We start from the raw sequence: 22,848 nt of genomic DNA, 5'->3' as shown, positions 1-22,848 counted from the left end.
GTTGTATTTGACCCTGCGCGGTGACAGAGCCGCCAGCCAGCCTCAAGGGGGCCATCCCCAAAAACCGATCGGCGATGCCTTCAGGTTTTTGCGGCAGAGAATTGGCACGCCAATTCTGGCCTCCCTTGACCCTGTCTGTCAGCCCCGTCGCTGGGGGTTTGTCCCGCCCCTTCGTTTCCGTCCGAACATTACATGTTCAGACAGACATCAGGCGCGGACACTGTTGAGAGCGGCCCATGTTAGAGCCTGTGGCTGGTGTTGGTTGGCGCCCTCTCGGGCGCGGCCTCGCACCTGCGGTGCTCGGCGTTAAACGGAATACAAGGCTGCCTGCGCCCTTAATCACCGTAAGTATATTATTGACAGATTAGTATAGTTTCGTATGGTAGGTGCAGCCTTGTATGAAGGTGGCAGGAAATAGGGGGTCTTTCTTCCGCATGTCCCGAACAAAACGCCTGACAGAGATCGAGAAGATGCAGATCGTCCGCGAGGCCGCGGAGGGTGTGTCGACGTCCGAGCTGGCTGAGCGTTTCGAGGTCACATCGCGGGCCGTGCGCTACGTCCTGAAAGCTGATGCCGAGCGCCAGGCCGATGCCGCGATCCCGGTCTCGGCGGTCAGTGTGAAGGTCACGGCTGCGGAGCTGGCGGCGCTCGACGAGGTGTTGGCGAAGGCGGGGATCGAGAGCCGGGCCGAGGGGTTGCGGCGGCTCATTCAGGCGGCGGGTGGCGTGTTTGTCCCGGACGCGCAGATGGCGGCTGAGATGGCGCGCTATCGCGCCTCGCTGCACGAGGTCGGCAATGGGGTCGCGCAGATCGCCAAGCAGATGACGCAGGCCAACCGGCGGGGGCAGGGGGCAGGGGGCGGCACGAGTGCCGAGTTCACCGAATTGCGCCTTGCGCAGATGCGCGGGCTGGCGCGGTTCATCCTGGACTCCGCTGACGAGATCGATCTGCTTCTGCGCCGCCGTCGGGACGCAATGCAGCTGCAGGCCACGGCCGCGCTGAGGGAGTTTGCGCATGCAGCTGAATGATGCCGTCCATGCCGTCACGGGCGAGGTCTTTCGGGATGGCTGGAGCCGCGTCCGGGGCTCAATGCAGGGGCTGCACGTGGCCAAGCAGACCCAGCTTGTGCGCGCGGCAGCAGGGCATCGGCCAGCAGTCTTCAAGGCGATCCGGGGCGGGGGAACGCATACCAAATCGCAGCTCGCAAACCAGCTCGATTACCTCACGACCAAGTCCACCCATATCGTGGACAGTAGCGGGTTCCTGGATGGCAAGGCGAAGCTCGAGGCGGGCGACATCAAGGACCTCACCGAGCGCTTTGCCAAGCGGTGGGATGCGGGCTTCAAGCCCAAGCTGGGCCAGACGACCCATATGCTCATGTCGTTCCCCATCGGCACGCGCGGGGAGGATGTGCGCGACATCGCGACGGATGTGGCCGAGCGGTTCTTCCAGACCGACGCGGGGCATTTCGACTACATCATCGCGGTGCATGAGGACCGCGATCACCCCCATGCGCATCTGGTGCTGAACCGCCGCTCGCAAGAAGGCGAGTTCTTCTTCCTCGGCCGCAATCACCGCTTCAACTATGATGATTTTCGCCTCGCCATGGTCGAGGAGGCCGAGAAGTATGGCGTGCGGCTGGAAGCCACGCGCCGGGTGGATCGCGGGGTTGTGCATTACCCAGCCCCTACCCGCGAGGTCTACGCCGCGAAAGAAGAGGGTCGCGCGCCCCGCGAGCGCGAACGCGTGGGGCAGGACCTGACCCGGACGCTGGCGGAGATCGCCAACACCAGAACCGTCTACCATTCGCTTGCCGCGGAGGCCTCCCGGGAGGCCCGCGAGGATATTGCCGCGGCACTCTTCCGCGCGGGCGAGGTGCTGGCGCGCGGCGGGCAGGTGGACCGAACAGGAGATGTGTATATGGCCGAGGATCAGAGTTTCGAGGATCTCAGAAGCCTCTATGCGGAGAAGCTGGCGCGGGTGCAGGGCATGATCGCCGAGAAGTCCGACACGGAACGTCCCGTGCTGGAAAAACGTCTCATCGAGATCCAGACGCAGGTCCAGCACATGCAGCCTCTCGGTTTGCGATCATCCACGCTTTCAGAGACCCCCTCGGAGGGCGGGATCTATTCCGAAGCCAATATTGACGCCAGCCAGCGCGAGCGACTGGCCGAGCCCGACCTGAGATCGCGCATTGACGCGGCACTACGGGGCACCGGGATCAGCACATCGGAAGTGGTGGCCCGGATCGAGACGGGCGCCTCAAATGCAGCGCTCGAGCATCAATGGATTGCCAATGATCTCGCCAAGGTGGCCGAGGCGCGGGATCTGAACCTTGAACGCCGCGCTGATCTGGAACAGGCGCGCGACGTTCTCAACGATGTGCATGTCGCGCTTGGCACGCTGCTGGAACGGGAGAACGTGCTGCGCCGGGATGGTGTCATGGAAGCGGAAGCGGTCAGCGAGCGGTTCCATTATCATGAGGGCGCGGTGCGGGCGATGGAAGGAACAATCCGTCAGGAGATGCGCGCCGACGGCCTGACCGCGCAGCAGGTGGAGGACCGGGATTGGGAAGTGGTCTCACGGGCGGAGCGCCGGATCGAGACGGAGCAGCGCGCGTATCTCGAGGCACACCCGGATCTGCTCGCACGCCCTGGCGATGTGATTGACCGGTCTGAGCCTTACAGGGAGACCATCACCGATGCGGCCCGCGCCAGCGAGATCACCCGCGAGGTCGACCGGATCATGGAGGGACGCGACGTCCGCACGCCCGTTGCAGATGCTGTCACGGATGAATTCAGGGAGCGCTATCCGGACATGCCGTCCCACCTCGCCCGCGGGCTCGGCGCGACCTATGCGGCTGTCGTCGAGATCCGGGACACGGAGGCCATCAATCAGGTCCGCCGCGAAACCGAGATGCGCGACGGGCTTGGGGTTGGCACGCGCGACGACATCCTCGCAACCCGCGATGGAACGCCGATGCGGTCTGACCGTGCCGACCGCCTTGCAGACGAGATTGCGCGTGTCGTGGACCATGAGCGGGCCGGGGAATTGTCCGCGCCCTTCGAGACCGAGGCGGAGCGGGACGCCTTCCGCGACGAGATCGCGCGGGTGCTTGATAACCGTCAACTTGAGCGGCTCACATCCGGCGATGCCGATGCGCTGGAAAAGGTTCTCGAGGACCGTCTCGACCGGCTCTATGTCGCCAAGGTTTACCTGCAATCGGATGCACCGACGGCCAACACGGAGGCCTTGCGCCAGGTGGTCGATGATCTTGCCGACACCGAATATGAAAAACACCGCGCGACAGACGTGGATGGCGAGACCGAGCGGGGTCAGGTCCATTGAGCGCCTCCATGGGAAAAGCGCGGATCGCAACCGGCGTCTTGCTGGTGACGCTGGTGACCGGGGCCATGGGCTATACCATCGCCTCGGCGGTGCTGACCTACCAGGATCTCGGCTTCGGGGCCGAGATCGATTTTGCCTATATCGCGCAGAACTATCTGGCGATCCTCGATCGCCGCCCGGAGGACGCGCAACTTATTCACCTGATCATCGGCAGCTTCGCCGCCGCCGGCCTGATGCTAAGCCTCGCCCTCTCGGGGTCCGCCCTGACACGGTTTGGCCAGACCCATTGGCAGACCCCGCGCGAGATGAAGGCCAATGGCTTCTTCGGGGCGCCCGGGACCGGGTTCATCCTCGGCAAGCTGGGGCCGCCGGGCTCCCGCGCCAATTACATCTGCTCCAAGGTTTTCCCCCATGCGCTGATCGTGGCGCCCACGGGCCGCGGCAAGACCACGGGCTTCGTCATTCCGAACCTGCTGACCTGGCAAGGCTCCGCCGTGACGCTCGATGTGAAGGGCGAGTGTTTCGAGGCCACGGCCCGGCACCGCGCCGCCCAAGGTGACAAGGTCTATCGTTTTGCCCCCACCGATTGGGAGGGCAAGCGCACGCATCGCTACAACCCGCTCTTGCGCCTCTATCAACTGAAAGATCCCGCGCGCCAGCAGATGGAATTGCAGCTTCTCGCGACGCTCTTCCTGCAGAGCGACAACGACCGGGTGCAGGGCCTCCTCAAGGGCGGGATCGATCTCTTCGTGGCGGCAGGCCTGCTGGCCTTCCAGCGCAAGCGCCCCACCTTGGGCGAGATCTATCGCATCGCGGCCTCGGGCGGGAACAAGCAGAAGGAATACTTCGCGCGCGGCCACGAGGTCGACAACAGGGCCGCCAAGCTTATCTTCACCCGGCTGGCGTCCACCAACAATGACACGCTGACCTCTTATGTTTCGCTCCTGATGACCTCGGGGCTCGACCAATGGCAGAACCCGGCCATCGATGAGGCGACGTCCGTGTCGGACTTTGATTTCCGCACGATCCGCAAGAAACCCTTTTCGGTGTATCTCGTGGTCCAGCCGCTGATGGTGAAGCCGCTCGCGCCGCTGATCCGGCTGTTTTTCTCCGACCTGCTCTCGGCCATGCAGGAAAAGGATCCCGGGCCGGATGAACCCTGGCCAGTGATGATCATGCTCGACGAGTTCAATCGCCTCGGCAAGATGCCCATCGTGGTCGAGAGCATCGAGACCCTGCGTACCTATCGCGGCCATTTGGCCGTGGTCACCCAAACCATCCCCGCCCTCGATGAAATCTACGGCGAGAACACCCGCCGCGCCCTGCAGGGCAACGCGGGCGTGAAACTCTATCTCACGCCTTCGGATGAAAAAACCGTCGAAGAGCTGAGCAAGGCGGTTGGCAAGACCACGAAGACCGTCATCACGCGATCCCAGTCCATCGGCAAGAACCCCTTTGAAGGGCGCAGCCAGTCGACCCGGACCGAAGAAAGCTCCTTGCTCCCTGAAGACGAGGCGCGCCGCCTGCCGCTCGACGAGATCGTCATGGTGATCGATGCGCAGATGCCGGTCCGTGCAAAGCGGATTCAGTATTTTGACGACCGGCTGTTCAAAGCGATCCACGCGGCGCAGACGGGTGAATTGCCGTTTCCAGAGCCGGGGGGAGGGGGATCGCAAGGCACGCTGCCGCTGAGTGTGCGCGCCATGCCGATGACGCCGCCGTCGGATGGGCCAGGGGGAACAGAAGCCGATGTGGAGAGGGCGAGCCAGGCTGGCGATGGTCAACCGTCAGGCCAAGCCGACGCCGCTCCAAAGAAGACCGCGCCTGTCGTTCAAGCCGTCATCGCCGAGGAACAGCGCCAGATGGAGATGGATTTTGGCAGCGGCGTCGTGGATTCTGAAGCTGCGAGCGTAGCTGATGAGGCGCAGATGCGCTCTGCAGTCGATGGCTTGGACGAAATGGAAGCGATGCTGCGAGAGGAGGATGGTGAAAGGCTGGTTGCGCGATAGGGTGGCGGACATCGCCTGTTTGTCGGGGAGGACGGGAAGCTGACATTCGCCGCGCCCTAGACGAACGGCGGCTCAGCGGGACGAAGGGTGAATTCGCTGCAGCTGCTCCAATGTCCGCTTCTCGAAAAATGGCGCAGCCAAAACCAAGTTCGGTAAGATTTATGAGACTTCGGTCCGGCATTAACGGCAAGAGGCGCATTGGAACAAACCAGCACGCTTACACAGACAATTTTTGGCACTTAGTTCAAAAAAGAAGTCACAAAGGGCCTCTAGTATTCTAGAACGTCATGCCGCCTGTTCGGTGTGTCTTGTCCGGTCACAAGCGCACTCAGATAGACGGGTAAAATGCCTGTAGGCGGCATCTGGCACACTTGGTTGATGGCGTAAGATTGAGTTGACAGCCAATCTTATGGGTTTGATTTGTACAAAATTTGGTGCATGCAAGCGACATGGAATTCCTAGACTTTAGCCATAACGCTGCACTTGTCATCGCATCGATCGTAGTTGCCTTTATCGCGGGCTTCACGGGTTTGACGTTGTCCAAGGATCTTTCCAAGCAAAGCGTTTTGCGCCGCAAAGCGTCAATAGCAATGTCAGCTGTCGCTTTGGGCGGTGGTATCTGGTCGATGCATTTCGTGGCAATGCTTGGCATTCAGATGCCCATCCTATTTTACTATGATGCCGCGATAACGCTCGCGTCCGCATTGCTGGCTATCCTTATTGTGGGGACGGCTTTGCTGTTACTGCACTTTCGCGAACGGACACCTTTCACCTTGTCTGCGGCAGGCGCGTTGGTTGGATTTGGAATTCTGGCGATGCATTATGTGGGCATGGCCGGTCTGCAATTGTGCCGCGCGGTCTATACACCTTCGGGTATCCTTGTGGCCGTCGTGTCTGCAGTCGTGCTTTGTATTGCCGCGTTTTGGATTGCTTATGGCCAACGAACCAATCGCAGCATTTTACTTGGAACGTTGTGCTTTGGGGCCGCTGTCAGCGCTGTTCATTTTGCTGCCATGGCTGGGACCAATTTTGTCGCTGTTCCGACTTTGAATGAATTCGGCCCAGTCATGAGTAACGAAACGCTCGCGATGGGCGTTATCTTATCAAGCTTTGTCATCTTTGGCGCATTCCTCTGGATGGGAGTGACGTTCCTTGACCCGGTCACGCCCCAAGCGGCGGAACCTTCTGTGGTTTCGGCGAGTCCCTCCAAGGTACCCACTATGTCAGCACCTGTACAAATAGCTTTACGCATTCCTTGCGAACGCAATGGGGTTACGCAATTGATTGATCCCGCTCAGGTCGCGTTTGTGCGCGCCGAAGGCCATTACACCAACGTCTACACCCTGAAAGAACAGCACTTCTGCGCTTGGCCAATCACCGAGGCGTTTAAGCGGCTGGATAGGGTTGGGTTTATCAAAACCCACCGGAGCTATTTGGTGAACCCAAAGCTGGTCGAGCATTTCGAGCGGCTGAAAGACAACGGTGTGTGCCGCTTTGGCGACGCCAAGCTGCCCTCTGTTCCGGTAAGCCGCTCGAATCTAAAGCTCGTCCACGACGCATTGGGTCTTTAGACTGTCGCAGTTCGTGCAGTCTGAGGCGCATTTCGTGCAAAATCGCGATCACTTCGTTGATAAACGCAAGCGCCTGCATACCGCTGCGTACAGTCTGTCCTTCTGAACTTAATTGCGGAAACGGGAGGCGAAGCAATGATACCAGCGGCGTTCGAGTACTACAGGCCGACAGACATGGCAGGCGTAATCGCCCTGCTTCAAGAACATGGAGATGATGCGCGGGTGATCGCGGGTGGGCACAGCCTGATCCCGATGATGAAGCTGCGGATGGCCGAGGTGCCGCATCTGATCGATTTGCAAGCAATTCAGGGGCTGAACGGGATCGCAATTACAGGCGGCACCATCAAGATCGGCGCGATGGTTACACAGCACGAGATCATCAATTCTGCAGAGATGGAAAAGGCCGCCCCCATCATGAAAGAGGCGGCCCTGCAAATTGCAGACCCACAGGTCCGTTACATGGGCACAGTGGGTGGCAACGTCGCAAACGGGGATCCTGGCAACGACATGCCTGGCCTGATGCAATGCCTGAACGCACAGTTTCACCTCGTTGGCCCTGACGGGGACCGAGTGGTCGATGCGCGCGATTTCTACGAAGCCGCGTATATGACCGAACGCGAAGACGAAGAGGTCCTGACAGCTGTGAGCTTTGCAGTCCCCGTCGGTGGCTTCGCCTATGAAAAGCAAAAGCGCAAGATTGGCGATTATGCGACGGCTGCTGCTGCCGCGCAAATCTCCAAAGAGGGTGGCAAAGTTGCTGCGGCCTCAATCGCGATGACCAACCTCAGCGATACGCCGGTCTGGTCAAAAGGCGCAGGCGCGGCACTCGTTGGCACAGCGTGCGATGAAGCGGCCGTGAAAGCTGCCGTGACCGCCATGCTGGTCGACATCGATCCAACAGAAGACAACCGCGGCCCCGTTGCATTCAAACGCCACGCTGCTGGCATCGTCCTTGGCCGCGCCATCGCGCGCGCTTGGTCACGGGCGTAGAGGAGAAATAAACATGTCAAACAAGATGCACGTCAAACTTAACGTCAACGGCGAAGACCACGAATTCCTCGCTGAGCCACGCGAACTGCTGATCTACGCACTGCGGGAAAAGCTCAACATCACGGGTCCACACGTGGGCTGTGAAACGTCCCATTGTGGGGCCTGCACGGTCACGATGAACGGCAAGTCGGTGAAATCCTGTACAGTTTTTGTGGCTCAAGCCAATGGCGCAGAGGTCACCACCATCGAAGGACTCGGCAACCCAGACGCGCTGCACGTCCTGCAAGAGAACTTCAAAGAGCACCACGGGCTTCAGTGCGGTTTCTGCACACCAGGCATGATCACACGTGCGGCCAAGTTGCTCGAGGAAAATCCCAACCCGACCGAGGAAGATGTGCGCTTCGGCATTGCTGGCAACATCTGCCGCTGCACCGGCTATCAGAACATCGTGAAATCAATTCTCTCAGCGGCGTCTGAGATGAATGCAGCCAAGGAGGCGGCACAATGAAGGATGAAATCACACGCGACGAACGGGTCGCTAACCTTAAAGGCATGGGTTGCTCGCGCAAGCGGGTCGAAGATGCACGTTTTACCCAAGGCAAGGGCAACTACGTCGATGACATCAAACTGCCCGGCATGTTGCACGGCGATTTCGTACGGTCGCCCTATGCGCACGCTCGGGTCAAATCGATCAACATCGACGCCGCAATGGCGCTGCCTGGTGTTGTCGCGGTTCTGACGGCCAAAGACCTTGAACCGTTGAACCTGCACTGGATGCCTACGCTCGCGGGTGACAAGCAAATGGTGTTAGCCGACGGTAAGGTTTTGTTCCAAGGCCAAGAGGTCGCCTTCGTCGTGGCCAACGACCGCTACATCGCGGCCGACGCGGTTGAGCTAGTCGAGGTAGATTACGAAGAACTCGAAGTCATCGTCGATCCATTTAAATCGCTGCAATCGGATGTTGTCCTGCGCGAAGATCTGGTGGCCGAAGATGGATCAATTCCAAACGGTGCGCACGGCCCACGCAAGCACCCCAATCACATCTTCACATGGGAAGCTGGCGAAGAAGAGGCCACCAATCAAGTGATCGACAACGCCGAAGTCGTTGCCACTGAAGAAATGTATTATCACCGCACCCACCCGTGCCCGCTTGAGACCTGCGGTTCTGTTGCGTCGATGGATAAGGTGAACGGCAAACTGACCCTTTGGGGCACTTTCCAAGCCCCGCATGTGGTGCGTACGGTTGCGTCCCTGCTGTCAGGTATTGAAGAGCACAACATCCGTGTCGTTTCCCCCGATATCGGTGGTGGGTTTGGCAACAAAGTTGGCGTCTACCCCGGCTATGTCTGCTCAATCGTCGCATCCATCGTCACGGGCGTTCCTGTGAAATGGGTCGAGGACCGGATGGAAAACCTGATGTCCACTGCCTTCGCCCGCGATTACTGGATGAAGGGCAAGATCAGCGCCACCAAAGAGGGCAAGATCACTGGCCTGCATTGCCACGTCACAGCCGATCACGGCGCGTTTGATGCTTGTGCCGACCCGACCAAGTTCCCAGCGGGTTTCATGAACATCTGTACGGGATCCTATGATATCCCCGTCGCCTATCTTGGCGTTGACGGTGTCTACACCAACAAGGCCCCGGGCGGCGTTTCATACCGCTGTTCATTCCGCGTCACTGAGGCTGTGTATTTCATTGAGCGCATGATCGAAGTCCTCGCGATTGAACTCAACATGGACCCCGCAGAGTTGCGCTCGATCAACTTCATCAAGAAAGAGCAGTTCCCATATACCGCTGCCCTTGGTTGGGAATACGACTCCGGCGATTATCAAACCGCGTGGGACAAAGCGTTGTTGGCCGTGGACTACAAAGGTCTGCGTGCTGAACAAGCAGAACGGGTCGAGGCTTTCAAACGCGGCGAAACGCGCAAGGTCATGGGCATCGGTCTGTCGTTCTTCACCGAGATCGTCGGCGCGGGACCTGTCAAGAACTGCGACATCCTTGGGATGGGCATGTTTGACAGCTGCGAAATCCGCATCCACCCAACAGGATCGGCCGTCGCGCGGCTTGGGACGATCAGCCAAGGCCAAGGCCACGCCACGACCTTCGCGCAAATCCTCGCGACCGAGATTGGCCTGTCCGCTGAAAGCATCACGATTGAGGAAGGCGACACCGATACAGCGCCTTACGGTCTGGGCACCTATGGCTCTCGTTCCACTCCAGTTGCGGGTGCAGCAGCAGCAATGGCAGGTCGCAAAATCCGTGCCAAGGCGCAGATGATTGCGGCCTATCTGCTAGAAGTTCACGACAACGACGTGGAGTTCGACGTGGACCGGTTCGTCGTCAAAGGATCGCCTGAGCAGTTCAAGACAATGAAGGAAATCGCTTACGCTGCCTACAATCAGGCCATCCCAGGGCTTGAGCCAGGTCTTGAGGCGGTCAGCTACTATGATCCGCCAAACATGACCTACCCGTTTGGGGCCTATGTCTGTGTCATGGACATCGACGTCGATACTGGCGTGCCTGAAATCCGCCGTTTCTATGCGCTGGATGATTGTGGCACACGGATCAACCCGATGGTCATCGAAGGGCAAATCCATGGTGGCCTGACCGAAGCACTTGCCGTCGCCTTGGGGCAAGAGATTGCCTATGACGACATGGGCAACGTCAAAACGGCCACGTTGATGGACTTCTTTCTGCCAACAGCATGGGAAGTGCCAAATTACGAGACCGACTTCACTGTCACCCCAAGCCCGCACCACCCGATTGGGGCCAAGGGTGTGGGCGAAAGCCCACATGTCGGTGGCGTGCCTTGCTTCTCAAATGCTGTGCAAGATGCGTTCAGACCATTTGGCAACCGTCATACCAATATGCCCCATGATCATTGGCGCATTTGGCAGACAGCCAACAATCTTGGCATGCACGACTAAGGTATTGATGCGGGCTGCCTTGCGCGGCCCGCATCGTCTGGGAGGACACCGATGACTTGGACAACGTTACAAACGGCTATGGCCGATCAGGGGTATATCGCCTCGGGTGATCTTTCGATGGCGCTGCATTTGTCATTGTCGCTGGGCCGTCCATTGCTGCTCGAAGGGGCCGCCGGTGTAGGTAAGACCGAAGTCGCGCGTGTTTTGGCGGCTGTTCAAGATACGCAACTGATCCGTTTGCAGTGCTATGAAGGACTGGACGCCGCGCAGGCAATTTACGAATGGAATTATCAACGCCAACTACTGGCAATCCGCGCAGCTTCTGAAGATGGCGAGACGGGTAAAACCGTTGAAGCACGGATATTCTCAGACGAGTTTCTGCTTGAACGCCCGTTGCTCAAGGCGATCCGCCAAGACAAAGCACCGGTTCTGCTAATCGACGAAATTGACCGCGCCGATGAGGAGTTCGAGGCATACCTGCTCGAAATTCTGTCAGAATTTCAGGTGACCATTCCCGAAATGGGCACAATCACCGCAACGACGCGGCCGATGGTTATCCTGACCGCCAACGGCACGCGCGATCTAAGCGATGCATTGCGCCGTCGTTGCCTGTATGCCCACGTGCCCTATCCCGATCACGACACCGAGCTTGCGATCCTGATCACGCGCTATCCTGACATCACCGATCGTCTGTGCGCGCAAATCGTTGGGTTCGTTCAGGCATTGCGCAAACAGGAACTGGAAAAGAAACCGGGCATTGCCGAGATGCTTGATTTTACCGCTGCTCTGATGGGTCTTGGCGTGGCCGATCTGACGACCGATCCGGCGATTTTGCAGGCGACGCTGACGACCCTGTTAAAAACGCAAATGGACCACGATGCGATCCCAACAGAAATCGCACAACTTTTGGCAGGCAAAGCCGCATGAGCCTTGTGACCAAATTTGCCGCCCGCGATCCCGGCCCTGCCGCCCGAATGGCCGGATTTGTTGCGCATCTACGTGACAACGGCTTGCGGCTTGGCGTGGGTGAAACGGGCGCGGCACTGGATGCCTTGACCCATATCAACGCGGCAAACCCCCACGATGCACGCCGCGCACTGAAATCTGTGTTTACCGGCTGCGCCGAAGAAGCGGCGCAGTTCGACGGTTTGTTCAACAGCTTTTGGATGAATGGCGGGCGGGTCAAAACCCGTGTGACCGCAACAGCGACCCCAAGTCAAAGTGAAAACGTACAGTCCAGTCGCGAAACCAGCGAAGACGCAAGCAGCGGAACTGGCGACATCGGCGGCCCTGACGGTGGCGATGGCGAAGCCGAAAGCGACGGGGAGGGCAAATTGATTGCAACGGATGTCACCAACCTGTTCAAGAAAGACCTGCGCGACCTTGTCCGCCCCGAGGATATTGCCGAGGCTGAAAAGATCGCCTTGCGTCTTGGGGCAGTGCTGCGGGATCGCCGTTCACGTCGTCGAAAAGCCGCGCGCAAAGGGGATCAAATCCACTTTCGCAAAGTCATGCGGCAAAGCCTTGCGACGGGTGGCGAACCCTTCGCGCTGCCCAAACGCCAGCGGCCTGACCGCACGCTGCGGATCACGGCGATCTGTGATGTGTCGGGATCGATGACCGTCTATTCACGTATTTTCCTTGCGTTCCTTGCAGGCTTAATGCGCGCCGATTCTCGTGCCGATGCATATCTGTTTCACACCCGCCTTGTGCGAATTACCGAAGCCCTTCGCGACAAGGATGCACTGCGCGCGCTGGCCCGATTGTCTTTGCTGGCCGAAGGTTTCGCAGGTGGATCAAAGATCGCGAAGAGCCTTGATACGTTTGCAAACACCTATGGCCGTCGCTTCGTTGATAACCGAACCGTCGTGATGATCCTGTCGGACGGTTATGACACCGCATCACCAGACGGGATTTCCGACGCGCTCGCTCGCTTGAAAAAACGCGGCTGCAAGATCATCTGGCTTAACCCGCTCAAAGGTTGGGACGGTTATGAACCGACTGCCAAAGCGATGGCAGGGGCATTGCCGCATCTGGATCTCTTTCGCGCAGCCAATACTCTGGGCGACTTGGCAGCGCTCGAGACCGAAATGGCGCGGCTATGACACCCAAACAGATCATGGACCACGGATTGAACGAGGGCGAAGACTGTTTCGCCATCGCCACGATTGTGCGCACCGCAGGAACCACCTCAGCCAAACCCGGCGCCAAGGCGTTGTTGCGCGAAGATGGAAAGATCCTTCAAGGATGGCTTGGCGGCGGCTGCGTGCGTGGTGCGATCAAAGAGGCGACCTTGCGGGCCTATGCGACAGGACAGCCCCAATTCATCTCGGTCGCCCCGCAAGAGGAGCTGACGGAAAAGGGCGTGGTTGCAGGCGATGACGTTGATGGCGTCCGTTTTGCACGCAACGGATGCCCCTCCAAAGGCACCATCGACATCTTTATCGAACCTCACCTCCCCACGCCTGATTTGCTGGTCTTTGGAGAATCTCCAGTGGCTGAAAAGCTGACAGAGCTCGCACCGCAGTTTGGTTGGGCCGTCAAAACTGTCAGCGTGGACGCCCCTTTGGCCGCACGCACACCCAATCGCGCACGGTATCTTGTGATTGCGACGCAAGGCCAAGGTGATCTGGCTGCGTTGAAGACAGGGTTGGCTGGTATTGTTGAGTACGTCGCCTTCGTTGGCAGCTCCAAAAAGTTTGCGAGCCTGTCCGAAAAGCTGATCGCGGCAGGTACCGATCCCGCACAAATCGCCACTGTCCGTGCGCCCGCCGGGCTGAACATTGGCGCTGTCACACCTGCCGAGATCGCGCTGTCGATTCTTGCGGAACTGACACAGGTCAAACGTGATCTTTTGGCGAGTGTCGCCCAGAATGGATAGTTTTGGCGCGATCATTTTGGCCGCAGGTCTGTCGCGACGCATGGAAGATCGCAACAAATTACTGTTGCCGATCCACGGCAAACCGATGATCCGGCACGTCGTTGAAACCTACATTGCGGCCTTGGACGGTCGGGTGTGCGTGGTGACAGGATTTGAATCCGATAGGATCGAGGCTGCCCTTGACGGCTTACCGATCCAGTTTATTCACAACGCAGATTTCGACGCGGGGCAACCGTTTTCAGTCCGCGCGGGGCTTCTTAAGGCACGCGGCTCGCAGCAATATCTGATCGGGCTTGGCGACCAACCACACCTTACAACAGACGACCTTCGTGCATTAATTACAGCGCATTTGGCGGGGGACGTTCAGAAAATCTCAATCCCTTTCAAAGACACCGCACGCGGCAATCCTATCGTTGTGCCCGCGGCCATGCGCGCCCGATTGCTTGCAGATCAGGCCAACCCTGGCTGTGGGAAATTCACGCGGGCACATCCTGAACTGACCCAGCATGTCCCAATGACACAAGCCGGATTCTTCAATGACATCGACACCCCCGCCGCGTTTGGGGCCTTCGAACAAATGATGCCGCAAAAGGATCTGACATGAAAAAGTTACGCACCTATCTTCGGGCCTGCCGTCAAAAATGGGCCCTCATTCCTGCGCAGGCCGAAATGCTTGCGTCCATCAAATCCCCTTGCTGTTAGGAAAAACAATCCATGGAACTTAAAGACGAAATCATCATCAATGCGCCCATGGCGCGCGTTTACGCAGCATTGAACGACCCCGAAATCTTGCGTGAATGCATCCCAGGGTGTGAAGAGCTGATCCAACATTCGGACACTGAACTTGAAGCAAAGATCGTGCTCAAAGTCGGGCCGGTGAAGGCGCGCTTTAGCGGAGACGTTCAACTCGACAAAAGTGGTGCACCAGACGCGTTTTCGCTCACGGGACAGGGCAGCGGCGGCGCTGCGGGTCATGCCAAAGGCGGCGCGGATGTCACGCTGGTTGCAGACGGAGACTCCACGATCTTGTCCTATGATGCCAAGGCGCAGATCGGCGGCAAGCTGGCACAACTCGGCAGCCGGCTTATTCAAAGCACTTCGAAGAAGCTCGCGGCCAAGTTCTTCAAGAAATTTGCCGAAGTGCTGGATGAAGAAACGGTTGGTTAATCCCATCGCATATCAAGACCATGCGGTCGACGTTTTGGCGCAGGTCGCGACCTTTGTGCGAACAGGGCAGCGTTTTGTGTTGATTACGTCGGTGGATATCAAGGGCGGCAGCGCACGTGATCTGGGATCACTGGCTGTCGTCAATGATATCGGCGAGATGACGGGCTATATGTCCAACGGCTGCATTGATCAGGATATCTTGCTTCAGGCGTTGGAATGTTTGCAGTCAGGATCAGCCCGCTTGTTGCGTTACGGAGATGGGTCACCCTTCCATGATTTGGCTTTGCCTTGCGGTGGGGCATTGTCGGTGTGGATCGACCCTGCACCCGACAAAGCAGCGCTTGTGGCAGCCTACACTGCTTTGTTGGCACGCGAGCCCGTATCCCTGACGTTCCATCCCAAAGCAACTGAGGCGGCTCTCCTCCCGATCACGATTGCCTATCAGCCCAAGGTGGCCCTGACCCTTGCTGGGCGGGGCGCTGTTTTTCGAGCTACCGCCAAAGTTGCTCATGTCATCGGATTTGATGTGACTGGCTTTTCCCCCGACATCCATGACCTCGCTGCAATCACGGCTTACTGTAAAGACGCCCCAACTCATGTGACGTCTCAGCGAAACATCACCACACTAGATTTGGACAAGACCAGTGGTTTCTTAACTCTGTTTCACGATCACGATTGGGAACCTGCGTTCCTTGTCGCGGCGCTGGCTACCACGGCCGGATTTGTCGGGGCGTTAGGCAGCCAGAGAACCCACACCGCCCGGCTTGCCCAGTTAGCTGACATGGGTGTCTCGGATCGGGACCTGCAGCGCATTAGGGGCCCAATTGGCCTTGTCCCTTCGCTGCGAAATGCCGACCTGATTGCAATCTCTGCGCTGGCCGAAATCGCGCAGGCCTTTGCGTATGACCAACAATTGGTTGTTGACGTTCAGCAGGCCTATCAAACTGCGCAACTTTCCTTTTAGACAGCTGCTCCAAATTTGTTTTCGGTCTCCCAGTTTTCATTTGAAGAAGGAGAGCTGGTAATTAGCTCGCTCCTTTGGGTGGGTTCAGCATTTTCTTTAACCGTTTCTCAATACCAGACATTCGCTGCACCACAAAAAAGAGGTAAAATGGGCTCGTTTTCCTCTTTCGCTGCATCACGCACGAACGGCTGGTTTCACTAATATATGGTCCTGCCCCTACCAGAGAACCCCATATCAGCAACATATTGAGGTAAACGCGTCATCGGAAAGTGTTGTCTAAGCTGCGCTTACTTCGCAGTTCCATGTTGAAACCATTTAGGCGTAGCGCCGCAAACGTAAGACACGGCTACAACCAAAAACAGGGTCGTCGTAATTACGCCCAGCCACGGCGACCAACCCGCAATCCATATGGGAAATGCCACTGTTGGAAGCCCGATGATAAAGCCACCCAGGCGATCTGCTACTCTACTATTGTTCATTCTCAGTCACCTCTTTTAAGGCAAATTTTGCAAGGCGCTCACGTTCCATTTGCTCGCCCCACTGCTTCATTTCGTCTGCATCAGAAAACCCATGCGACATGGCCCATAGGTCGGCCTGCTCCTTAATTACAATTTCCGCGTCTGGGTCGGGCATGCTCATCGTCTCCCCAATCTGCCAAGCCTCGCAAGCTGAGCCAGCATTTGCGATCCAGTTCCGGTCGATGGACTGCTTCCTGTGGGTGTCACATTTGCCATCCCCGGCCGTTGTGGCATTTGTTGTACTCCAAACATCTGACGCGCTCTGAGTGCGGCGTATTCTGCCCCGCTGGCACCTCCAACGAGATAGCGATTGTAAGCCTGTTGATTGCCCATGGCCGCACGGGCAAATCCATAGCTTCCACTCAGGCCACCCGACAGCGCAGGCATCATGATATTCCCCGATATCGCCCGCACGATGAATGGCGTTGCGACGATAAATCCTTTGGCCATGAGAACCATCATAAAAAACGGGATGAGCGCGCCGATGTTCGTCGCTCCTTCAGGATCACCAAGTTCCCCGATCAATGCGGAGGCAACACCTGTGATCGTTGCAAATACACCTGCCACGACAATGGGATAAATGGCAAAAGAGATCAGCGCGGAGAGCCACCGAGCAAAGTAGTCTTTGGTGACGTCAAACAGCGTCAGGAACATCATCACCGGCGCGATGCCAATAAGCAGGGCGATCATCAGACGCGAAGCCACCAAAATGAACGCCGCAAGCCCACCTAAAATCGACAGCATCAGGACCCCGACGATATCGAGCATCGCGCCCGCCATCCAGTTGAGCTCCGACCCCGCCGCATTCAGATACTCCCCGAGCTCGGCAATGAGCCTGTCAAACTCTTCGGCGAAGGTGCCGGAGGGGCCGGGCACGCCGCCACCAACCGAAGCAACAAGCGCGCCAGCGATGCTATCGATGCCAGCTAGTATGGCTGATGACAGTGCATTAAACTGCACCCAATTGGTCGCAAATATTCCAATCAACCCGATCTTCACCGCAAGCCAGAACGCCGTTCGTCCGTCCATCGCTTTGTATTGGTAGATCATGTTCAGGAAGACGAAGATCACGACGACCGTTGTTCCAAGGACGAGCAGCGTACCCACTGTAGCGGCAACAGATCCGAATTGCGTTTCGGCGGCGGTGTCGAGATAGCCTTGGGAGGTTTCAACGAAGTAGGTGACGACGCTCATTTCAGGATGTCCCTACCAATTGCCTGCGGCTTCGCAGATCGTTTTGGCTTGAGGCCGAAGTTCATTTGCGCGGCGGTTGTAGATGTCCGAGGCTTGCAGCATTTCTGAACGGTTCGCTCCGGCATGGTTTTCTCGGAAGGTGCCTTCGGCTGAATCCCAAGTTGGGAAGCGCGCGGCGCAGTCGCAGGATCCCGTCTCAACGACCCGCTCCATGCTCTGTGCTCGATAGATGTCTTGGACCAAGACACGCTGGTAGGCGTCTCGCAGCGCGATGTTCTCCATCCAATTGGGTTCGTTTGGGCGCTCAGAGCAGACATCCGGAATGCTCTCGAGGCTGGGGATTAGATTACGCTCCGCCACCAAGGGCGGTGCAGTCAGCCCCAAAACAATCGTGAGCCAAGTGAGACGGATAGTACGATGCATCATCGGGTACCACCAACATCTGCGCCTTCGAAGGATTCACGTTTCAGGAAAGCTGTGTGCCCGATATTGGCAAACTCGGACGAGCTGATTGAGACAACCTCCCACCCGATCTGGCCCTTCGCATTCAACGCGGCCTGCATTTCAATCAGACTATTTTTGCGATCCATCGGGAACGACAGGATCTCGTATTCATAGGTTTTCATCCGGTTGCTCCAATCTGCTCCATGCCAGGGAGGTAAAATTCGGTGATGCCGCGCGCACCGTTGTGACGCCCGGTTTGGATAATCACGTCGATGGAATTCTCGATGTATCGAACCATGTCCGCATAGGTCATCGGGATTTCTGTTTTGAGGGCGGCGATCGCCAATCGCTGCACCGCCAGTTGCGGGGTTTCGGCATGTAGCGTGGTCATTGATCCGCCGTGACCCGTGTTGATGGCTTCCAGGAAGGTCATGGCCTCTTTACCGCGGACCTCGCCAAGAATGATCCGGTCCGGCCGCATGCGCAGCGTCGCGGTGAGGAGAACGTCTGCGGTTTGGAACGCTGCATCACGGTTTGCGATCAGCGTCACCACGTTTGGTTGAGCGGGCAGAAGCTCGGCAGCCTCCTCGATCGTGATGATCCGCTCCTCAGCGCCGACATACGAAAGTATCTTGCGGGCTGCCACGGTCTTGCCTGTCGAGGTACCACCCGAGACGATCATGTTGAGCCTATTCTCAACGCAAAAGGCCAGCGCATCGTCGATCACGCCGGCTTCCACGACTGCGCGCAATTCTTGGGTTTTCTCTTGCCGCACCTCTTCAAGCTTGCGTTCCTTGCCAAACAGAAACGACAGCTCAATTTTTTCGAGGGAAAGGCTTGAGAAGAACCGCAAGCTGATCGACATGGCCGACATGACGGCGGGCGGCGTGATGACCTGTGCGCGGATCGGGCGATCTTTGTAGGCAATCGAGACCGATACGATGGGCCTGTCCTTACTCATGGTGGTGTTTGCACTGGAGGCAATCTGATTGCCCAGATCTTTGACCTCCGTTTCTGACAGCCGCTGGTCCAGCAACCGCATAAAATGATCGCCCTGAAATTCTCCCCAGCAGGTGCCGTCCGGATTGATACAAATCTCGATGACATCGTTGCGGGATGCGGCGTCCAGCTTATCAAGCGAGGTCTGGAGATAGCTCAGTGACATGGATCAAAAGATCTCTAGATCACGGTCAACCATGACGGTGACACGTGCGCCTTGATCGACATAGATAACGGGGCCGATAGAGAGGTAGTCGCCAATGACGCTGTCTGTGGCATCGGCCAGGTCATCGCCAACATCCTCGAGCACATCTGCGGCGGCTTCATCTTCAACAGAGGCCGCAGCAGCACTCGGGGCTGCAGAGATGAGAGAAATCAGTGCTGCGGAGCCGAAACGTTCATCAAAGCGGGTGTCGACAAAACCCGTAACACCCGAACGGCCCAGCTCATCACCACCAAAGGAACTGATCCGGATGGTTTGATTGTCTGGCAGGATAATCCGGTCCCAGGCGATGGTGACGCGCTGCTGTGCAATATCTAGCCCCGAGCGATAGCGCCCGATCAGCCGCGACCCGCGTGGGATAAGAAGGCGCGATCCGTCAAAGCTGAAGACATCTTCGGAGACGACCGCGCGGGTTTGGCCGGGCAGGGAGCTGTCGAGAGCCGTTTCCATCACGGCTTGGATCATAGTCCCTTGAATGATGGTGTTGGAAGGATTGGCGATGACTTCGGCTTGTGTGACGGTGGTCGGCAACGCGCCGTTCAACACAAAGTCTGTCACTTCGCCGAATGTGCGCTCGGTAAGCGGTGTTTCGTTCGCTCCTGACGTGCCGCCAAATGCAATTGTAGGGGAGGTAACGCGACGATCCTGAAACGCACGTTCTTCTGCCGCGCGGCGCTCCAGATCAGCCATGCGACGTGCCTCCTCTTCGCGGCGCAACCGTTCTGCCTCGCGCGCAAGGAGGTCTTCTTCAGACGGTCCAATAGGAACCGGCGCAGGCACTGGCCGATTGGCCTCAAGTCGGGCCAACTCCAAGTCCATACGGATTTGTTCCAATTCGCGATCACGCGCCGCCAGTTCGTCCTGAAACAGCTGTTGGGCTGCCTGCGATGCGGTTTGCAAGGTCGCGATCTGAGCTGTTAGCCCATCAATGGCGTCTGCGGCGGCCGTATCTTCTTCTACCACCGGTTCCGGCGCATTGCGCAATTCCTCGATCTGGGCCTGAAGGGCAGCCAGTTGACCAAGAAGTTCTGCGTTGGGCTCAGAAGGTGCGGCGGGGGCTACGACAATTTGCGTTTCCGGGGCAGGGGGCGGCGGAATGGCTTCGATCGCACCAAAGCCGTCACCCTCATTTTGAAACACATCAGGTGTGGCTGTTGGCAACGCCGTTTCTTCGTCTGATCCGGAGATCATGTAGAGGACGGCGCCACCTGCACCAACGAGTGCGACGACGATGACGGCCAGAAGGGGCGAGCGTCTGGCTTTAGGTGAATCCCCGCGATTTCCGCCCTGTTCTAGTGCGGCGAGGCGTTTCTCGAGCTCTGCGTCCCCTGTATCGCTCATGATGACGCCCCTGCGGGTGGGGTTGCTTGAATGCAAACCACCTCATCCCCGAGGCGCAACACCCACTGCGTGTTCAGGCCTGAGACGCGGATCACACCGTCCTCGACGGCTTGCGTGTTTACCGTGCGCTCACGGCTACTGGAGTATCGGAAGATGGCTGGCACAGGCGCATTTCGGGGAAACGCGAAATACGTAAACGTCCCGTCATCCCAGACGCGTGTCGGAGTGAACTGGACCTGCGTGCTAGCTCCATAATTATAGTTGGGGGCTTGCTGGGCAATTGTGCGGGCCGATCTCGCGTCATCATCAGGATAGCGAAACTGGACCACATAGAAGGTGGGGCTTTGGACCTCTTGGACGTTGAAGTAGTAGCTGCGCCGGTTGGTATAGACCGTCACATTGGTATGGACGCCGCGCGCAACTGGCTTGATCGCAAAGGCCTGACCGCCCGGCACACCATCGATTTCAAAACCCTCGGTGTCGCCTGCAATGACCGAGCGAATGCTCTCGCCCTCACCGAATTCGACTGTTGTCACATGTGTGAGGGACACACTGAGACGGTAGACCTGCGCTTCTTGATATGTCGCCAACCGAACGCGACTGTCATTGGGTCCGCCACGCGGAATGGCTTCAGCGATGGCCAAACCCGGCATCACGGCAAGCACGAGAATACTGAACAACTTTGTAAGCAAACTAGTTCTCCAATCTGTCGGAGCGGATGGAATATTCCAAGACGGTGAAGCCGAAGGGGTTGGACCAAACCTGATCGATGGAGCGGCTGGTCTCGGGGCGGAACTCGAAGAGCAGGGTTGCTGTGAAGAGACCGGTCTGGACGCCATTGATTGAGTTCAGGCGCTTGCGCAGGCGGACTGTGGCGCGATTGGTGCCGATCCGGTTGATGCTTAAGACTTCGACATCCAAGCGGCCGCTCGTGCCATAGAGCGTGGGCGGATAGTCTGCATTCGCACTGTTCCAGATTTGGCGCAAAGATGCTTCGGCCGCGCCATCAGAGCGGCGCAGTACACTTCGGACCCGAACATCATTGTCGAGTTGGTTGTAGACTTCGCGATCGCTAATGTAGCGGAAGACTTCCGCCTCGATAATGGCTTGGTTTTCTGTGACGGTCGTTGCCCCGACAGAAGCCTCCGGCAGGGCAAAGCCGGTCGCGGGATCATAAGGCACCACGACAGGCGGCGGATCAATATCGAGGATCGAGACAGCCGCAGCACTCAGACACCCCAGAATGCCAAAGATCAGCCCGATCAAGCCAAGCCGCTGCCAAAGACGTTCACGACGCAGCGCACCGTAAACCAGTTCTTCTTCAATAATGTCTTGTTCACTCGCCATGCATCACGCCTCGGTCTTGGCGTTTCGAAATAAACTGAATCGGTTCTTCGCTGCCTCTCGCTTCGCTCGAACGCGAAAACCGATATTTGATATTGCTGGTCAATTTCGAAACGCCTTAATCAGCACTGAGATCGGGCAAGGTGAAATCCATGAACCGCTGCTCTTCGGCAATGGTGGCGGCATCGATCACACCACCGGTGCCGTCGCCGACGGTTTGAATGGCTTCAAGCTGCCACATGGCAACAAGCGCAATCGCAAGTTCTGCCGTCACGCGCGTATTGAGATCGACGCTTTCTTTTAACTCATCCATGTCGTCGATAAGGCCAACGAGCCGGTCCACGCGCTCAAGCGATTGACCTGCATCGCCATAGCTATTTTGGGCGGCTGCCGAGACCAGCGCGCCAGTTGTGGCTTGGGTCGCAATCCGATTGGCACTTGCGTTCCCGCTGCTGGCCATTTCCGATAGTGTATCGTCATCAAACCCAAGATCGGCCAGAACGCGGTCCATCTGGGTTTCGATCTCGCCTGCGCCCGACCCGGACAAACCAGAAAAGTCCCCGTTCTTGATAGCCTCGATGGTCGCGATGATATCGCCGAACTCTTGGTCGAGGAGGCCGTTAAGCTCGTCCTCCATTTGAGTGCGGATTATTTCCGGCAGTTCGGCAAGACGGGTCAGGGCCTCATAGGTGCGTTGCAGCTCTGCGAGTTGGTCCGTGAGTGTGGCAAGCTGTTCGCGCAGCTGCGTCAGCTGCTCGTTTTGCAGGATCTCGTCTTCGATCATCTGCCGAAGCTGTTGGATATTTTGGGCGATATTCTGGGTGTCGACCACAGGAACGCCTTGCGCGAAGACCGAGGTAGGCGACGCCGCGTGGAACCCCATGGCAAGCGTGCCAACCAAAGCAGTCTTCAAAAGCCATTTGG

At 57.9% G+C, this 22,848-nt stretch carries 22 protein-coding genes; 13 read left to right on the top strand and 9 right to left on the bottom strand.

Annotated elements, in window-relative coordinates; all coding sequences use genetic code 11:
- Positions 1–434 precede the first annotated feature (434 nt).
- From SULPSESMR1_RS23090 to SULPSESMR1_RS23030, 13 genes are all read left to right on the top strand, one after another.
- Positions 435–1,028, top strand: a complete 594-nt coding sequence (locus tag SULPSESMR1_RS23090; RefSeq protein WP_089423412.1) for a transposase — start codon at positions 435–437, stop codon at positions 1,026–1,028.
- Positions 1,015–3,348 (top strand): relaxase/mobilization nuclease domain-containing protein, encoded by a 2,334-nt coding sequence (locus SULPSESMR1_RS23085; RefSeq protein WP_089423411.1) that lies wholly within the window; start codon positions 1,015–1,017, stop codon positions 3,346–3,348. Before SULPSESMR1_RS23090 ends, SULPSESMR1_RS23085 begins: the two co-directional genes overlap by 14 nt.
- An 8-nt stretch (positions 3,349–3,356) precedes the next feature.
- The gene (locus tag SULPSESMR1_RS23080) at positions 3,357–5,357 is read left to right on the top strand and encodes a type IV secretory system conjugative DNA transfer family protein (protein WP_089423410.1); all 2,001 of its coding nucleotides are present in this window, start codon (positions 3,357–3,359) and stop codon (positions 5,355–5,357) included.
- Between the two features lie 449 nt (positions 5,358–5,806).
- Positions 5,807–6,928 carry an MHYT domain-containing protein gene (locus SULPSESMR1_RS23075; protein ID WP_089423409.1) on the top strand — a complete coding sequence of 374 codons (1,122 nt, stop codon included), beginning with the start codon at positions 5,807–5,809 and terminating at the stop codon, positions 6,926–6,928.
- A gap of 135 nt (positions 6,929–7,063) precedes the next feature.
- Positions 7,064–7,918, top strand: a complete 855-nt coding sequence (locus SULPSESMR1_RS23070; RefSeq protein ID WP_089423408.1) for an FAD binding domain-containing protein — start codon at positions 7,064–7,066, stop codon at positions 7,916–7,918.
- 13 nt (positions 7,919–7,931) lie between these two features.
- Positions 7,932–8,426, top strand: coding sequence for a (2Fe-2S)-binding protein (locus SULPSESMR1_RS23065; protein WP_089423407.1), 495 nt, complete (start codon positions 7,932–7,934; stop codon positions 8,424–8,426).
- Positions 8,423–10,849 (top strand): aerobic carbon-monoxide dehydrogenase large subunit, encoded by a 2,427-nt coding sequence (locus tag SULPSESMR1_RS23060; RefSeq protein WP_089423406.1) that lies wholly within the window; start codon positions 8,423–8,425, stop codon positions 10,847–10,849. Before SULPSESMR1_RS23065 ends, SULPSESMR1_RS23060 begins: the two co-directional genes overlap by 4 nt.
- Before the next feature lie 51 nt (positions 10,850–10,900).
- On the top strand, positions 10,901–11,776 hold the full coding sequence (locus SULPSESMR1_RS23055) for an AAA family ATPase (protein WP_089423405.1): 876 nt from the start codon (positions 10,901–10,903) through the stop codon (positions 11,774–11,776).
- Positions 11,773–12,954 (top strand): vWA domain-containing protein, encoded by a 1,182-nt coding sequence (locus tag SULPSESMR1_RS23050; RefSeq protein ID WP_089423404.1) that lies wholly within the window; start codon positions 11,773–11,775, stop codon positions 12,952–12,954. The genes SULPSESMR1_RS23055 and SULPSESMR1_RS23050 overlap by 4 nt, the downstream gene beginning before the upstream one ends.
- The gene (locus tag SULPSESMR1_RS23045) at positions 12,951–13,730 is read left to right on the top strand and encodes an XdhC family protein (protein ID WP_089423403.1); all 780 of its coding nucleotides are present in this window, start codon (positions 12,951–12,953) and stop codon (positions 13,728–13,730) included. Before SULPSESMR1_RS23050 ends, SULPSESMR1_RS23045 begins: the two co-directional genes overlap by 4 nt.
- Positions 13,723–14,334, top strand: a complete 612-nt coding sequence (locus tag SULPSESMR1_RS23040; RefSeq protein WP_089423402.1) for a nucleotidyltransferase family protein — start codon at positions 13,723–13,725, stop codon at positions 14,332–14,334. Before SULPSESMR1_RS23045 ends, SULPSESMR1_RS23040 begins: the two co-directional genes overlap by 8 nt.
- Positions 14,335–14,444: 110 nt before the next feature.
- Positions 14,445–14,897 carry a CoxG family protein gene (locus tag SULPSESMR1_RS23035; RefSeq protein WP_089423401.1) on the top strand — a complete coding sequence of 151 codons (453 nt, stop codon included), beginning with the start codon at positions 14,445–14,447 and terminating at the stop codon, positions 14,895–14,897.
- Positions 14,878–15,861, top strand: coding sequence for an XdhC family protein (locus tag SULPSESMR1_RS23030; protein ID WP_089423400.1), 984 nt, complete (start codon positions 14,878–14,880; stop codon positions 15,859–15,861). Before SULPSESMR1_RS23035 ends, SULPSESMR1_RS23030 begins: the two co-directional genes overlap by 20 nt.
- A 468-nt stretch (positions 15,862–16,329) precedes the next feature.
- Here SULPSESMR1_RS23030 and SULPSESMR1_RS25135 read toward each other — a convergent pair whose 3' ends face one another.
- From SULPSESMR1_RS25135 to SULPSESMR1_RS22990, 9 genes are all read right to left on the bottom strand, one after another.
- Entirely contained in the window at positions 16,330–16,494 is a 165-nt protein-coding gene (locus tag SULPSESMR1_RS25135) for a hypothetical protein (RefSeq protein WP_157729107.1), read from the bottom strand.
- A 2-nt stretch (positions 16,495–16,496) separates the two neighbouring features.
- A complete protein-coding gene (locus tag SULPSESMR1_RS23025; RefSeq protein ID WP_089423399.1) occupies positions 16,497–17,573 on the bottom strand; it encodes a type IV secretion system protein in 1,077 nt (358 codons plus the stop codon).
- A 12-nt stretch (positions 17,574–17,585) separates the two neighbouring features.
- Positions 17,586–17,999 carry a hypothetical protein gene (locus tag SULPSESMR1_RS23020; RefSeq protein ID WP_051844010.1) on the bottom strand — a complete coding sequence of 138 codons (414 nt, stop codon included), beginning with the start codon at positions 17,997–17,999 and terminating at the stop codon, positions 17,586–17,588.
- Complete coding sequence (locus SULPSESMR1_RS23015) at positions 17,996–18,199, bottom strand: hypothetical protein (protein ID WP_037945128.1); 204 nt, start codon at positions 18,197–18,199, stop codon at positions 17,996–17,998. The genes SULPSESMR1_RS23020 and SULPSESMR1_RS23015 overlap by 4 nt, the downstream gene beginning before the upstream one ends.
- Entirely contained in the window at positions 18,196–19,182 is a 987-nt protein-coding gene (locus tag SULPSESMR1_RS23010) for an ATPase, T2SS/T4P/T4SS family (protein ID WP_089423398.1), read from the bottom strand. The genes SULPSESMR1_RS23015 and SULPSESMR1_RS23010 overlap by 4 nt, the downstream gene beginning before the upstream one ends.
- A gap of 3 nt (positions 19,183–19,185) precedes the next feature.
- Positions 19,186–20,580: a TrbI/VirB10 family protein gene (locus SULPSESMR1_RS23005; protein ID WP_089423397.1), complete on the bottom strand. Its 1,395-nt coding sequence runs from the start codon at positions 20,578–20,580 to the stop codon at positions 19,186–19,188.
- On the bottom strand, positions 20,577–21,233 hold the full coding sequence (locus SULPSESMR1_RS23000; protein WP_089423441.1) for a TrbG/VirB9 family P-type conjugative transfer protein: 657 nt from the start codon (positions 21,231–21,233) through the stop codon (positions 20,577–20,579). Before SULPSESMR1_RS23000 ends, SULPSESMR1_RS23005 begins: the two co-directional genes overlap by 4 nt.
- Positions 21,234–21,273: 40 nt before the next feature.
- A complete protein-coding gene (locus tag SULPSESMR1_RS22995) occupies positions 21,274–21,927 on the bottom strand; it encodes a virB8 family protein (protein ID WP_089423396.1) in 654 nt (217 codons plus the stop codon).
- A gap of 115 nt (positions 21,928–22,042) precedes the next feature.
- Positions 22,043–22,807 carry a type IV secretion system protein gene (locus SULPSESMR1_RS22990; protein WP_198362929.1) on the bottom strand — a complete coding sequence of 255 codons (765 nt, stop codon included), beginning with the start codon at positions 22,805–22,807 and terminating at the stop codon, positions 22,043–22,045.
- Positions 22,808–22,848: the final 41 nt, after the last annotated feature.

Origin of the sequence: Pseudosulfitobacter pseudonitzschiae (assembly GCF_002222635.1) — a bacterium.
Taxonomy (GTDB): domain Bacteria; phylum Pseudomonadota; class Alphaproteobacteria; order Rhodobacterales; family Rhodobacteraceae; genus Pseudosulfitobacter; species Pseudosulfitobacter pseudonitzschiae_A.
The sequence above is the reverse complement of the archived record's forward strand: the minus strand, read 5'-3'. Positions and strand labels throughout refer to the sequence as shown.